11 protein-coding genes and 3 pseudogenes are annotated in these 14177 nt (G+C 42.1%); 5 read left to right on the top strand and 9 right to left on the bottom strand.

Features of this window, described 5'->3' with window-relative positions:
• Nucleotides 1–131: 131 nt before the first annotated feature.
• Nucleotides 132–887, top strand: coding sequence for a phosphocholine cytidylyltransferase family protein (locus tag V7L12_RS32725; protein WP_335090797.1), 756 nt, complete (start codon nucleotides 132–134; stop codon nucleotides 885–887).
• 178 nt (nucleotides 888–1065) lie between these two features.
• Nucleotides 1066–2721, top strand: coding sequence for a phosphoenolpyruvate mutase (aepX, locus tag V7L12_RS32730; protein ID WP_335090799.1), 1656 nt, complete (start codon nucleotides 1066–1068; stop codon nucleotides 2719–2721).
• A gap of 217 nt (nucleotides 2722–2938) precedes the next feature.
• Here aepX and V7L12_RS32735 read toward each other — a convergent pair whose 3' ends face one another.
• A complete protein-coding gene (locus V7L12_RS32735) occupies nucleotides 2939–3136 on the bottom strand; it encodes a hypothetical protein (RefSeq protein WP_335090801.1) in 198 nt (65 codons plus the stop codon).
• 517 nt (nucleotides 3137–3653) lie between these two features.
• Here V7L12_RS32735 and V7L12_RS32740 point away from each other — a divergent pair.
• Nucleotides 3654–3851: pseudogene (locus V7L12_RS32740) on the top strand (substrate-binding domain-containing protein); the annotation flags it as partial.
• Nucleotides 3852–4077: 226 nt separating this feature from the next.
• Entirely contained in the window at nucleotides 4078–4491 is a 414-nt protein-coding gene (locus V7L12_RS32745) for a hypothetical protein (RefSeq protein WP_335090803.1), read from the top strand.
• Nucleotides 4492–4658: 167 nt separating this feature from the next.
• Here V7L12_RS32745 and V7L12_RS32750 read toward each other — a convergent pair.
• Nucleotides 4659–5111: pseudogene (locus V7L12_RS32750) on the bottom strand (substrate-binding domain-containing protein); the annotation flags it as partial.
• Between the two features lie 704 nt (nucleotides 5112–5815).
• The gene (locus V7L12_RS32755; RefSeq protein WP_335090805.1) at nucleotides 5816–8224 is read right to left on the bottom strand and encodes an FAD-dependent oxidoreductase; all 2409 of its coding nucleotides are present in this window, start codon (nucleotides 8222–8224) and stop codon (nucleotides 5816–5818) included.
• A gap of 1138 nt (nucleotides 8225–9362) precedes the next feature.
• On the opposite strand from V7L12_RS32755, the pseudogene V7L12_RS32760 reads away from it, so the two are divergent.
• A pseudogene (locus V7L12_RS32760) lies at nucleotides 9363–9734 on the top strand (CHAT domain-containing protein); the annotation flags it as partial.
• Nucleotides 9735–9810: 76 nt separating this feature from the next.
• On the opposite strand, the gene V7L12_RS32765 reads toward V7L12_RS32760, so the two are convergent.
• From V7L12_RS32765 to V7L12_RS32790, 6 genes are all read right to left on the bottom strand, one after another.
• Nucleotides 9811–10284 carry a DUF1622 domain-containing protein gene (locus tag V7L12_RS32765; protein ID WP_335090807.1) on the bottom strand — a complete coding sequence of 158 codons (474 nt, stop codon included), beginning with the start codon at nucleotides 10282–10284 and terminating at the stop codon, nucleotides 9811–9813.
• 6 nt (nucleotides 10285–10290) lie between these two features.
• Nucleotides 10291–11109, bottom strand: a complete 819-nt coding sequence (locus V7L12_RS32770; RefSeq protein WP_335090809.1) for an MIP/aquaporin family protein — start codon at nucleotides 11107–11109, stop codon at nucleotides 10291–10293.
• Nucleotides 11110–11241: 132 nt separating this feature from the next.
• Nucleotides 11242–12297: a catalase family protein gene (locus V7L12_RS32775; protein WP_335090811.1), complete on the bottom strand. Its 1056-nt coding sequence runs from the start codon at nucleotides 12295–12297 to the stop codon at nucleotides 11242–11244.
• 395 nt (nucleotides 12298–12692) lie between these two features.
• Entirely contained in the window at nucleotides 12693–12941 is a 249-nt protein-coding gene (locus tag V7L12_RS32780) for a glutathione S-transferase C-terminal domain-containing protein (protein ID WP_335090816.1), read from the bottom strand.
• Entirely contained in the window at nucleotides 12942–13445 is a 504-nt protein-coding gene (locus V7L12_RS32785) for a Tom37 metaxin N-terminal-like domain-containing protein (RefSeq protein ID WP_335090813.1), read from the bottom strand.
• A gap of 86 nt (nucleotides 13446–13531) precedes the next feature.
• Nucleotides 13532–14044 carry a hypothetical protein gene (locus V7L12_RS32790; protein ID WP_335090814.1) on the bottom strand — a complete coding sequence of 171 codons (513 nt, stop codon included), beginning with the start codon at nucleotides 14042–14044 and terminating at the stop codon, nucleotides 13532–13534.
• Nucleotides 14045–14177 lie beyond the last annotated feature (133 nt).

Below are 14177 nucleotides of genomic sequence, written 5' to 3' on the forward strand. Positions count from 1 at the left end.
TACAGAGTTACTGTTTCTTCCATGTTAAGAATTAATTAACAAATATTGTCTTGAGCAAAAAACAGTCATTATAAAATACTGGGAAAATTTCCAGATTTCCTGGTGTCTAAGCTAGTGTTGGTGACTTGACGATGAAAGCAATTATATTAGCTGCTGGCGTTGGACGACGCTTAGGTAAAGACGGGCAAATCCAACCCAAATGCTTACTGAAATTTAACGGCAAATCTCTATTAGAGCGCCATTTTAACTATCTCCGTCATTACCAAATTGATCAAGTAGTGATTGCTGTGGGTTATCAAGCACAAAGAATTCAGGATGAAATCAAAGCATTAGGAGCGGAAAATTGGGTCAGTACAGTTTATAATTCTGACTACACCAAAGGCAGTACGATCAGCCTTTGGACTGTACGTCAGCATTTAGTTGCTGGCGATGACATATTATTAATGGATGCAGATGTGTTGTGCGATCGCCGCATCATCGAACGACTGGTGAACACAAATATCTTCAACTGCTTCTTACTAGATCGGGATTTTGAACCGGGAGATGAACCCGTGAAGCTTTGTGTTAGAGATAATTATCTAGTGGAGTTTCGTAAACAAGTAGCTCCTGGTTTAGCTTATGATTTTGCGGGTGAGTCAGTAGGATTCTTTCGTTTTGGAAGCGCTGTTGCTCACCGTCTTGCTACTCGTACAGAACAGTATGTTGCAGACGGACGCGATAATGAACCTTATGAAGAAGTAATTCGGGATCTGCTCTTAGAAACTCCAGAAACATTTGGCTACGAAGACATCACTGGATTACCTTGGCTCGAAATCGATTTTCCCCAGGATATTCAACGTGCCCAAAACGAGATTTTACCTCAGATAGAAGTCTTAGAAAATGTCTGAAAATATCTTCATTTATAGCGGTTTTGGTTTGGATGCATTACAGTTTGACCTCTCTCCTAAAAGGAGAGAGGCTTTAAGTCTTACTCCCCTTCCCTGCAAGGGAAGGGGCTGGGGGTTAGGTCTGTATTCCATGCAATTGAGAACCGCTATATTATATAGGTTGAGAAAAACAGAATAAATGCATCAAATATTTGCACCCACTGATACCGCTGCAAAATTAAATAAATGTGCCCAATTGCGGGTATTACTAGAATCGCCTCAACTCGACTTTATTATGGAAGCTCACAATGGGATTAGCGCCCGGATTGTGGAAGAGGCTGGATTTAAAGGAATTTGGGCTAGTGGATTAGCCCTTTCGGCTCAATATGGCGTTCGAGATAATAATGAAGCCAGTTGGACTCAAGTTGTAGAAATGCTTGAGTTCATGTCTGATGTCACCAGCATCCCCATTTTATTAGACGGGGATACTGGTTATGGCAACTTTAATAATATGCGTCGCCTGGTCAAAAAGTTAGAACAGCGAGGTATTGCTGGAGTCTGTATTGAAGATAAGCTTTTTCCCAAAACCAACAGCTTTATCAACGGGAGTCGCCAAGCTTTAGCTGATATTGATGAATTCTGCGGCAAAATTAAAGCGGGTAAGGATAGTCAGACAGACCCAGATTTTTGCATCGTCGCCCGACTCGAAGCTTTGATTGCTGGGTGGGATCTCTCTGAAGCATTGCGTCGAGCTGAAGCTTACCACGCCGCCGGAGCAACCGCGATCTTGATTCACAGTAAATCATCGCGCCCCGATCAAGTGCTAGCCTTTGCTAAAGAATGGGCGGGTCGTTCCCCGCTAGTGATTATACCGACTAAATATTACAGCACGCCTACTGATGTTTTTCGCAAAGCTGAAGTTAATTTGGTCATTTGGGCAAACCATCTGATTCGAGCTGCTGTTGCTAGTATGCAAGCGATCGCGCGTGAAGTGAAGAAGAGTGAAACTTTAATCAACATTGAAGATGATATTGCTCCCGTAAAAGAAATTTTCCGGCTACAAGGGGCGGATGAACTCATAGAAGCTGAAAAACGCTACTTTAACAACGGACGACAAAATACCCAAGCGATCGTCCTGGCTGCTAGCAGAGGCCAAGAATTAGCAGGATTGACGCAAGATAAACCGAAAGTAATGTTACCCCTTGGAGGTAAACCTCTACTCAGGTTGTTGGTGGATAAATTCAAGAAACTTGCCATCAATGATATTACCGTTGTCGCCGGTTACAAAGCAGAAACTATCAATGTTCCGGGGACTAAAGTCATCCGCAACCCAGATTATGAAACAACGGGAGAATTAGCATCCTTAGCCTGCGCTCAAGCCAGTTTTGGCGAAGAAATGCTGGTGCTTTACGGCGATTTACTATTTAGAAGCTACATCCTGCGAGATTTATTAGAATGTCCTGGAGAAATTGTGGCTGTGGTTGATTCTGTAGCCAACAGCAAGTCTGTTAGCGGTTCACCTGACTACGGCTATTGCTCAATTCCAGACGATCTTTCTCTCTTTGGACAGGATGTCAACCTGTTGAACATTTCTAAAACCACACAAACGCAATTAGGAAAATCTAGCGGCCGCTGGATTGGGATGCTGCGCTTACGGAGTCAAGGTAGACAGTGGCTAAGTGAAGCACTCAATGAATTGCAAAAACGCCCGGAATTCAACAGTCTGGGTTTGCCAGAATTATGCAATTATTTAATCGAGCAAGGCAAACCGATCAAGGTACTTTATATTCGCGGTAACTGGTTAGATGTTAATTCTTTAGATGATCTTGACCTTGCTTTTCAATTGAAGCAATAGAGAGTGAGGATTGGGGAGTTCCAAGAGGACGTGAGTTCGACAAGTCTTGTTTGACCTCTCCCTCAGATCCTCTCAGTGTCGGAGAGGGGAGCAAAAAGCTGAATTTTTCGTTGCTCCTCCCTTGCTTTCCGAAACGGAGAGGGAGGTTGGGAAGGAGAGGTTCATCGAACTCATGTTAAGAGGATCACCCCGTCAAAAAAATTCTAAGGCTTAAAACTCAAGATTTGCCGGACGAGCGCTGCGCCGTAGGCGATCTACAGTAACCAGGATTCCAGACAAAGACTGACAAAGACCGTTCCTCACACCAATGATAAAACTGCTGTAACATCTGCATTCTGTCAGGCGTATGATACTCCAAAGCTACAATTGCAGTATTTTGGTCAGCCAGAGCAGGCCAGTCTGTTATCAATTTCATAAACCTAACTTCAACAACTTACTTTCCCCTTTTAGAATAAATTTATTACTGGTGCTTTAGCTACATGGATAGTTCTCACTCACGGGTTGGCTATATTTCTGACGTGAAAAAGAGCGATCGCCTCCAGCACAGTGTTAATTTCAGAAACTGCTCCTAGTGCTTTTCTTTATCTTTTAACCTACCTTCTGCACCCCTAACTGTCACAAAGGGAAATTACGGGGAGAAAAAAGTCAAGTGAGAATCAAAACAGACATCATTAGTCAAAAAAGAGATTTGAGTAACCATGAATCAGAAAAAATGGCATCAAAATCTCTTGTCAATAAGGTGCAATAAGAACTGACAGCAGAGAGATGAGTCTGAGATAAATAAATGAAGATGTTAAAGACTGAAATCATAAATTAGAGTAATAAATGGAAGTGGAAAACTAAAGTTATTGACATAGTAAATTAGAGCTATGAATCAGATAAATTAGCTCTGAATCCTGTTGAGATTAAATTAATAAAGAGAAGAATTAGAGGCATCTGTAGCTACCGCTTGTGGGCTGGGATTTATCCCTTTAAATCAGTCACGATATGATTTGGTGATTCTCAAGGAATATCTGGAAAAAGCACCTTTACAGCAGTTGCTCAGTACTCTGGGACATCAGATGGTTCACTCTCAATTTGAAATTCTCGGCGGTTACGATATCAGCAAAATTAATACTTTAATAGTTTAGTTCGTGTTTTTGTTTTCTCCTTCTCTAACCTAGTTGATGTTTATATTTTAGGGAATGATAAATTATCTTGAACATTCCCTTTTATTCCATGTTTTAGATACATTAATAAATGAAAGTCCTATAAAAGCCTTTGGGAATTCAGTTAACATCTAACAAATTCTACCTATTGTCACCAAACAAATGAATCCCACTTCAGGAAAAATCAACGATTCACTCAGTGACTCCAATGAAGAAGATGCTCGTCAGCAGCAGAAACTGCATAAAAAAAAGACAGGATGGCTTTGCTGGTGCAGTTGAGAGTATAGTCAGGGAAATCCCCCAGAAAGGCTCCAAGCAAGACGCTTGTCCTACACAAATCACTATTTTGGCTAGTTCTGATCGGGCACGAGTCGGTACATTAACCTCGGACTGCCAGGAGTTTTTATCCTGGCGCACCATCGATGGAGAAGATTTTCCTGCCAAGGGCGCAACTGAACTAGAAGTGCTGATTCAAGGCATTTTTGACAAACGGCGTTTGCTAGAGCAAGTATTGCACTTGATAGTGTTTGAGGAGAACAGAAGCAGCATTAGTAAAAAATTGCTTCGCCGACCTTTTTGTACTACACAGTACCTCAAAAAATCTTTGCACCAAGGCTATTAAATGCTTAGTTATCACTGATTAGTAGAAAAACTAACTCACAATTAAAAATTCCCAATTGATACTTTCAGCATGAAAGTTATAACTATGAACGCAAGTTGGTATGAACAAGAACTAATCAAAGAATTCAAAACGGTTATTGCTCATTGTTTCCCACAAGTCGAGGTATGTTTTAAAACCATCCGATTGCCAGAACCCACTTCATGGGTGACAATAGTTGCTCCAAATTCTACTAAGTCGGAAACTGTTTTAACTCCCCTTGGGTTTCCTGGTGGGACTAACAAACCTTCTTCCCAAACTCCAAGGGTAATCAAAACGGCACTCTTACCTGTTAAGGCTTCCCGCACAAAGGGGATGTTATGTTCCCCAGTGTCAGCATCGTATAAGTGCATTCCTGCAATGTGAACTTCACCTCTGCACAGACTACGCAATGCAGCCCCGCTATGGGCGAAACGATAATGAATTCGTAGTTGCGGATGCCAGCTTTCAGTTGCTTTTGCTAAGAGTGAAAGCACAGGTGTACAACCAGCAATCACAACTGTATTGTGCAATTTGTCTATATTATCATCTAGAAGTCTAACCAAGACTTTGTTTGTACCCGTCTGGCTCTGTGCTTCACCCTCCGGGTAAGGCTCGTTCCTCTCTACGAGATGCTGCGCGTAGCTTGCTTCCCTGGAGGGGTACGCTAACGCTAATGGCAGTTTGCTGATGCTGGGGAACCCGTCCACCCTTACGGATGACGCTCGTTTCTCACTACCGCTTGCACTAACGCCACTCCCTACAATGGGATGGCTCACTGCAACTACCTCACCATCAGATGGAATCATTTCAATGCGAAAAGTATCTCTGCTATAGGACTCCTATTTGTATCTGACTTTTCCCGTTAAGTCGTAAAAGGTTAAAATAGTAAGGGTTTTAAGCTCTCGTGTATCATCAATACATGAGAGTTAAGACAATAAACGATGAGAGAATAGGACTTTGAGATAGCGCTTCCAGCAGCGATCGCATCCCCTCAAAAGATAACGGGAAAAGTCAGCTATTTGTATTTGTTGTATTTAATTTTAAAAAAAACTAAATACACCTTTATTCTTTCTTCCCCGTTCCCTATCTCTATGAGTGATTCACCGAATCAAATCGGATTGGTATAGCGTGTGCCTTTTGTGCTAGAAGTTCTGAAAATAAAATGCCCAGCTGTATTAAATATATTTTGGCTCAACCCAAAGATTTAGGCACTTTCACCTGAAAGACTTTCATCGACGGCTAGGCATTTTATTCATGTCTTGTGCCTTACCAACTCAAGCACTGCTGTAAAAACAGCTTCAGCCTGCTAGAAAAAATCTTTTTTAGTATTGTAGAAATTGGTAGAATTGGCTACCTCATAATCCCTTTGAAGGGTTGAAAAGTCATGATGACTCAAAAGAATGGCAATAGCAACATCCTTCATACTTTGTGATCTTTTCAGGCTCTCTCCCAAATAAATCTGCCAATAAACTTTCACATCACTTTCGAGAATTGGCTTCTCAATTGCTGTAACAACACCGTCTTGCTTTGGATGAATCGAGTAAGCACTGTACTTCCACTCATTCTTATCCTTGAGAATGATGTCAGGGGAATCACCAATCTGTAATTGGAGATGTAACTCGTTTAGACGTACCCCCTGATATATGTAAAACATTCTCGATACAAGCTCTCCAGGGCTGCGTACAGCTACTTCAATCAGAATCGGTTCTTCGCTACCTTCTTGTAGGAAGAAATCAATATTGATTACACCATTTTTGGGATAACCGTGTTCTAAACTTTGTAACGTATCACTTGAAAATTGCCAAAGTTTATGAAATTCTGGATCTTCTTCTCTAACAACAATATTGCCGATTTGATGACCATAAATAAACTCATCATTCGGTCGATAGTGCTTGCAAGCAGCAAAATAACAAGGTTGACCATTTTTGATGACAACACTTGTATTGTATAGTTGACCTTTAATGAATTCATTGAATTCAAATTCTTCATCTGAATCTACATTGCTGTCACACCAAGCTTTCAAATCATCAACAGTATGAATTCTTCTAGTTTTTTCACTTCCTGCTCCGGTAACTGGTTTGATAAAGATGTGATTACCTAGTTCTTCTAGAACAAAATTTAAGTATGAAACTGGCTCTTTACGGTATTGGTCTTGAGAAAAAATCAGATACTTTGGCACCCGAATGAAGGAATTTTTGAGGGCAGATTTGAGGTAACTTTTATCGGTAAACTGGCGGATCATCGTTGGGCGATCGCCTACCATATTTAGAGCTTCACGCAACTGTGCAGCTAACAGCACCGAATACTCATCATTGGTAACAATTCGATTGTTATCTAAAAGTTTATAATCAGTCTGAATCTGTTGATAGGTTTGGAGCAGATTTTGCAAATTATAAGGTTCTACAACCCGCACAAGATCCAAGTACTGATACTGCGAGGGTACAACCTTACTGACTCCTCGTCTACTACAGAGTAAAACCAGATTTCTATTATCTGATTGGATATGCCTAAAATCAGTTTCGTAGGGAAGCATATCATGCAGCACAAAAACAGTCTGCTTATTGCTATCTATCTTACTACTGTCCAAGACAACTGGATTTGCCTCTTGGCGGAGCATTTCTTGTACCAACTGAACAATTTCCTGTGAACATCCCCATGACAGAGTTACTCCTGACCCTCCATGTCCATAATTATAAAATATGTGTGTGTTTAAAACCCTTTCCACACAAACATTTTCCTCTGTTAATGGTCGTAAACCAGTCCTAACAGGCTCCTTCTCATCTAGTGGGAGTTCTCTTAATTCCTGTAGAAACTCCAAACAGCCATCATACATCTGTCGGATAATTGGAACTTCAAGAGATAGGTCTGTACCCCATTCGTCTTGCTGCGTTAATCCTCCCAAGACCACCAAATCATCCCCTTTAGGAACTATGTAAACGATGTCTTGCTCATTTGAAGAAGATTGTTCGTGGGAAATACAATGAGCGTCTGTCACAACTTTCCCCAGATTCTTAACCCTGACAAGTGCGCCCCTCAAGGGATACATGGAAGTATCCCCTGTAGTTGCTATTGAACCTAGTCCAGCACAGTTAACAATTGCCCTTGCATTAAAACGATGAAGTAGTTCCTGTTCATTTTGAACCACATTGACAGTGATTTTTTCCTGGATAATCTCACATCCAATATCCTTTACGTATTGAAGTAACCACTTCATGTAGACATCGGTGTTTGTCATCGGAGCCATGTGTTTATAAGCATCTTTTATACCTCCTTTAAAATTCAAATCAATCGTTTCTTTGACAATCTGTAAGCCTCTTTCAAATCCATCAACCTTATCCTTCAACTCATTCATTTTGCGAAGGTCATCAGGTCGATTTTCCAAAACATCCTTGAAATAGAAATACGCATCCCTCAAATAAAGTCCTGTTTCTTCTGAACCAAACTCTGTGTGTATTTTCTTGAATTTATTATAGGTAGTCATACACCAGTCTTTAGAGCGTTCCAAGGATCTGGGAGCACCATGACTACCACAGACTGCCGGTGGCCATTCCCACAATGCACCTGCCACAATAGAGGTTAAATCTGGAGCAAAACGATCCGCAACAATCACAACACTAAAACCTGCCTCTCTCAGACATATAGCGGTTGTTAGACCACTTACTCCAGCCCCAATTACTAAAATGTTCACATCATTATCCGGCAAAAAATTGCTCATTAAAGGTTCTCTCAATTTTTTTGCAGTACAAAACAAATGCATTAGCTTGCCCATTAATGATATTAATTCGTATACTTTTGGTTTGGCGTAGGGTTAAGAAATTCTTAGCATTTTGCATTTACTACGAGTATTACTTAGCAATAGTTTTCGGTTAACAACTAAGCAGTATTAATAATGGGAAAAATCAGTGGCTGGCTTAGAGGTTGTTTGAAAAGTAGGCAGTTGAGTAAAAAAAGCTCTCAGGGCATAAGCTGTAGATACGTATACGCAGCATAAGAGCAGGGCTATTTCATTCTAAAAAGTTGCTTAAGTGTGTCTAGTCCAAACAAACATAGTCGTTGACCTTGAGCCATATTTTCAAAACCTAGATTACGATACGAATTGAGAGTAAAGTTACGAGCAATAGCGAAAATCTGGGGTAAAGGAATGGTGCGAATTCTAGACGCATCCTCTCCTTGAGTCACATCCCGAACGTAATGTACTTTGTTTTCTACACCCCAGTAACTGCGAATACGGAATGAAATAGCCCTGCCATCTTTGACCTGCCCTCTTATTCACCGGAGTTGAATTTGATTAAGATTTATATGGCGGTTTATTAAGTAGGAATGGATTGATATAGATGCTTACTCTAATTGGAAAATTTTTATCGCATCTGTTGAAATAATTCTCCGACAATTTGGAAAAACTTATGTAATTAATTTTGTTTAACTACTTAATTAACCTGGGTCGGGAAACTTATAAAATAGCTCTTTTCAGGGATTTATGTAAGGAAAATATTGAGAAAATAACGCTACTAACTTGTAAAATATTGTATTTATAAAATATTTTTTAACAGTCTATATTTGGGGCATTCACTAGTAAATTAAATTTATTAATTAAATATTGTTTTAATTATATGTACGCTAATAAATAGTTTATATTTATTATTAAAATGCTGCAATTTATTCATTAGAGAGTTAGCTCGTGACACAAACAACTCAATACGCACACTATATGCAGGCTGACCAACGCCCTAGTATCAAGGAGCGAATGGCACTAAGAAAAGCTCTAAGCTATGCTCCATAATCATTACAGGCATTTATGCGATTAATGAGTCAAAGAGTAGCAGCGATCAGGCAAATCTTTTCCCGAACTTTAAAATGTCACACAGGAATTAAAACTAGTCCAATCTGAAGTTAAATCAAGTAAAGAACTCTTAAATCAAGAGTTCACTAAAGCTAATCTGCAAAAGCAAATTCAATCTACTCCCTTTTCAGTAGTGCATCTAGCTACTCATAGGCAATTTAGTTCAGATATTGAACAAACCTATATTCTTACCTGGGATAGCTTACTGAAGGTTAGAGAGCTAGATAATTTACTTCGAGCTAGGAGTGAAAACCGACGATAAACAATTGAATTACTCGTCCTTAGTGCCTGTAAAACTGCCACAGGCGATAAACGAGCTGCTTTGGGATTAGCTGGAGTAGCAGTGCAGGCGGGCGCACGCAGTACCCTAGCAACTTTGTGGACATGATCGCCCTTCCATCAACAACAAAGACTTTTGCATTAACTAGAATTGATCGTGTTCCTGCACATAGACCACTAATTCATTTCAGTTTTTCACTGACTTTGCTATCAAGAGGGTGGGCTGTTTCTCGTAATTCTCGTACTTCTCGTTGTAAAAAAAAGTTGAGGAAGGTACGGATTCCGGTAATCGCTGCAAGTTTTGCCACTGCATCCCACGAGGGGGAAATAGCTGTGCCGACGATATCGGCAGCTAATAGAAATTCCAGCGCTAAGGCTAACACCACTCCTAGTTCTAAACGGATCGTTTCTTGGAGAACCCGATCGCGTCTCCAGAGACGAAAGATTTTTTGGAGTGTGAGAATGAGTGCGATGCCTGCGGCGGGCGTAGCCATCGCAACTGTTAGAATTGCAATGCCTTCCAGAAAAACTTTCAAAAACATCGCAAATTCTTGCAATAATCTTTCTGCCAAAAGCGTGAACTCAAAGGTGTGTTCTGCACCAGAGGCAGAGTCTAAGGCAATGGCTATCCAAGCAGTATGAACTGATATACCCATCTAGGCTCATTTGTTCGAGTGAGAGTGATGCTGGAAATAAGGCAGTTTGACATTTTTGAAAATACTGGGGTAATCAAAAACGTGATATAGCTTTCCAGTCAGAACATCCCGTTCGCCTAGCGCGATCAGCCGAAACGTCCCCACCGCGATTGCGGCACCCATTGGCGGAGCAATCCAATAAATCCACTGATGATGCCAATTTCCTGTCACCAGTGCAGGAGCGAAACTCCGTGCCGGATTGAGACTTGTTCCCGAAATTGGAGCTTCTTGCCACACCATCCCGGCAATTAAGAGCCAAACTACCAAAGGTGTCCAGCGCATCAGCCGATGATGACTGACAAAGATAAAAATCGTCAACACCAAGAGAAATGTAATCGTGACTTCTGATAAAAATACAATCCACAGAGGATAATTCAGCCCAGGTAGCGTCATGCCGTTATTAACGCTTCTGGCATAATCTCCCCACAGGGTTACAAGCAGTAACACAGCAGCGATCGCTCCGAGAAACTGTCCAATCACAAAGCCAACAAAATCTCGGAGGTGCATTTTGCCATGTATCCAAAATGCGAGTGAGACAGAAGGATTGATGTGAGAGCCACTCAGTTTCCCGATCGGAGAAACGGCTACAATCGCTCCACTTCCAGCAAAAATTAGTCCTGTAATCAGCCGCCGAATGCTTGAATCAGGCACAAGCTGTTCTATTGGCAAACCGTGCCCAAAGTTAAAAACGATTGCACTCAAGCCGATGAAAATATTGAAAGCGGCTCCCAGAAATTCTGCAAAATATTCGCGCCAATGCCACTGATTCTGAACGCTTAATTGCATAGTTGATGAGTGTTGTCATGGGGCTTGCGTTACCGCCAAGCAATTAGCTGGAAGACCAATTGGTAGAGTTCTAGATATTGCCAGATAATACTTCCGTCAAGAGTTGCTGGCAAAAGTAGTTGGTGAGAAAGATTATTGAGGATCGTCCAAGATTGAACTGTGGGCTTGCGGCTCTTCGACGCGGTGTTGTGCGTATTTCCGTCGAGCCTTTACTGTCTGCTGATAAACCTTCTTGCGAGCTAAGTTGACACTACCCAAGGGTTCGTGTTCAGGTAGAGTATGCCAGGGTGTGAACGATAATCCCTCATCCAGCCTCTGCCGTTCCTCAAAGTCAAATTTTTGAGATGGAATTGTGATGGTCGCAAGTTTAATAAATGGTGAGTCCTCCTCTTTCCACTCTTGCATTGGATCTTCAATAGGAGTTTTCTCATCGTCGATATAAAGCTGCACCAATAAGTCATAGGTTACATCTTTGCCCTCTGCCGAGAGATATTTGACAACTGCCTCACGCAAGTAATTCTCTGAATTAGGTATTGAACCAGAAGTATCTTGCTGGTGAGGTTTTACGGAAAACTTGATGGACTCAGAGCCAAGTCGATAGGGAGTCGTGCTCCAGTATTGGACTAGCAGCGGATTTACCACTTGTTTGTTCCTGATCGCTTTGAGGACTTCAAAGGTAGGTTCTAGCGATCGCAGCACTTCTGCATCTGCCTGACCAACGCTCGCTTTTGTCAGGTTGGCAAACTCTTGGGCATCGCGCACAAAGAAGACCGGATGATTAATCAGCAGGAAGTCTTGGGTTTGCTTCTCATCATCCAGCACTTTTTCACCCTCTACCTGTAGAAGTTTGATGGCGATTGCCCGAACATCAGGCACAAGATCCGATGTCAGCTTACCGCGCTTTTCTGCTGGGGAACCATTGGAGGATCTGACCCAAATCGGGTAGGTCTTGGGCTGGGCAAAGACACCCACCTTCAAAGATCCAGGAATATTGTCCTCAACTTTGAACTCTCCCCAAACCAAGCCGTGACCTTTAGGATGGTCTTTTCGTAGGTCTGGGCCCTTCTCGGCTTGAACCTTGAGATCGATGTCCAGGATGATATCGGTAGCAGCTTCTTGAGCAGCAGTGTTCAGGATGGTATCAGTAGCCGCTTCTTGGGCAGCAGTGGATAGATTAAATTGGCTCATGATTTTTTCTCCCTATAGTGTGTGTGAATCATCGGTGTGTCCTTGGGATCGGGCGATAGCGTTAGCGAGTCTTCTCCCTTGGCGTTAGCCTCTCCCTTTGGGAGAAGGGGAGACGCCAAGGGCGAACGAGCTTCAGCGCTGCTGCCTGAACTTCGTTCCGCTTCGCGAACGGCAGGACGCAACTTGCTATCCAGGTTGTTGATAGTTTCATCCAAATTTCTCCTGACAAATTAAATGTTTTGAGCTTCTATTTCCTTACATTTGAGTAGAAAAGGATTTTTACCATAGTTTTTACCCCGCTAGGTACACCTGTTCAAGTAAATCTAGGCGATCGCCAATTACCGTCGCAATAGCAAGATTCTGGTATTAGACTTGTCTTTGATAGATTAATTTAGTCAGGAATGAACGGGAATTGATTGGTTTAAAGACCGTTCGCTGAAAAACTCCTGAGTCATTCGCTCATAGTGATCGCAGAGATTCGCTCGTTGGAGAGCATAGTCAACAATTGGGCTGCTATAGGGTGGCTTAATGAAATTACCAATGTAGCCATAGACAGTTGCATCTAAGGTTGTGGGTTGCTTTCCCATAAAAAACAGTTTGTCTGCCAGAAAGTCTGAGAGAGCTTGAAAATCAGCACAAATAATCTAAATGATTTCCTCACTGCTATGACGACCTATTCCATGACCATGCATTTGAGAGAGCACCGTTTTACGAAACTCTTCAGTAAACGGTTCTGATGATTCTATTGGAGTCTCAGGGAATAGCGCCTGCGCTAACACTGCTCGAAAGTGTTGCCAGTTTTTTTCTATGTTGTAGCGAATGTAGGGTATTCCCCAAAAGGTGTTCTCTTTGATGGTGCGGCGGAACGCTAGAGAAATTGATCGCTCAACGGGAGTCAAACCATCATCCAGATTAATTGCTTCTTTTTGCTTGAGCATCTCGATGATTAAGGCTGCATCACCCACCAGTTTTCCCTGATAGTCAATAAAAGGAACCTTACCCTTGGGAGCTAGCTCAAAATTGTCTGCTGTGATAATGACTATGTTGTAAGGCAGCTTTGCCATGCGAAGCCAGGTTTCAAGCTCCATACAGGCTGGGCTAATACTCGGTAGCCCCCATAGAGAAAGGGCAGTATATAAAGTAATCATTTTTAATCAACCTCTATGATTTTCTTGGCGTTGAAGCAACGCTGGTTTTAGCCTTGAATCTTGGAAAACCAGCGTTTTGCCGCAGGCTACTTAACTGGAGTAATTTTCGCCGAGTAGAGATGCCATCTACGCTGCTCTGGAGTAGAGCCAGGAACATCATTGACTCGTCGCAGCAGATAGCTGCAGCGATTTCGCTGCGGGGTTCCATTGGTGGCGATCGCAGTCACAGTAACTGGAATCTCAATGTAGATTGAGCCTGCACCTGGGTCTGGTCTACCGGGTTTTCCAACTTCTACAGCAACGGATGTAGTGTTGGCAAAACCCTGCTTGAACTGCTCAAACGATTGCTTGCTAGCAGCGCCATTTCCCTCCCAAGCTGAATAAGCTTGTTTGTAGTCTTGACGGGCGATCGCACTATAATAGTCACGAATGACTTGGAATGCTTGCTGCTCAGGCGGCTTGGTATTAGCAGCGCTTTGTGTAGGAGAGACCGATGCTGGGGTCGGACTAGACGCAATCAGATTTGCAACCGATGGGGTATTCGCAGGTGGCTGCGATTTAACAGAGGCATTACAGCCTGTGATCGCGATCGCAAGCAAGACTCCTCCAACGGCTATACGGTGCTGTTTTAACCAGATATAGGAATCATATTTGATTTCTGAAAAAGGCTACGAGATAATATGGAGGAATATAGGCGTCAAACAAGGAACAATGATAAACCAGTATCAGCAA

Origin of the sequence: Nostoc sp. (genome assembly GCF_036918245.1) — a bacterium.
Classification (GTDB): Bacteria; Cyanobacteriota; Cyanobacteriia; order Cyanobacteriales; family Nostocaceae; genus Nostoc.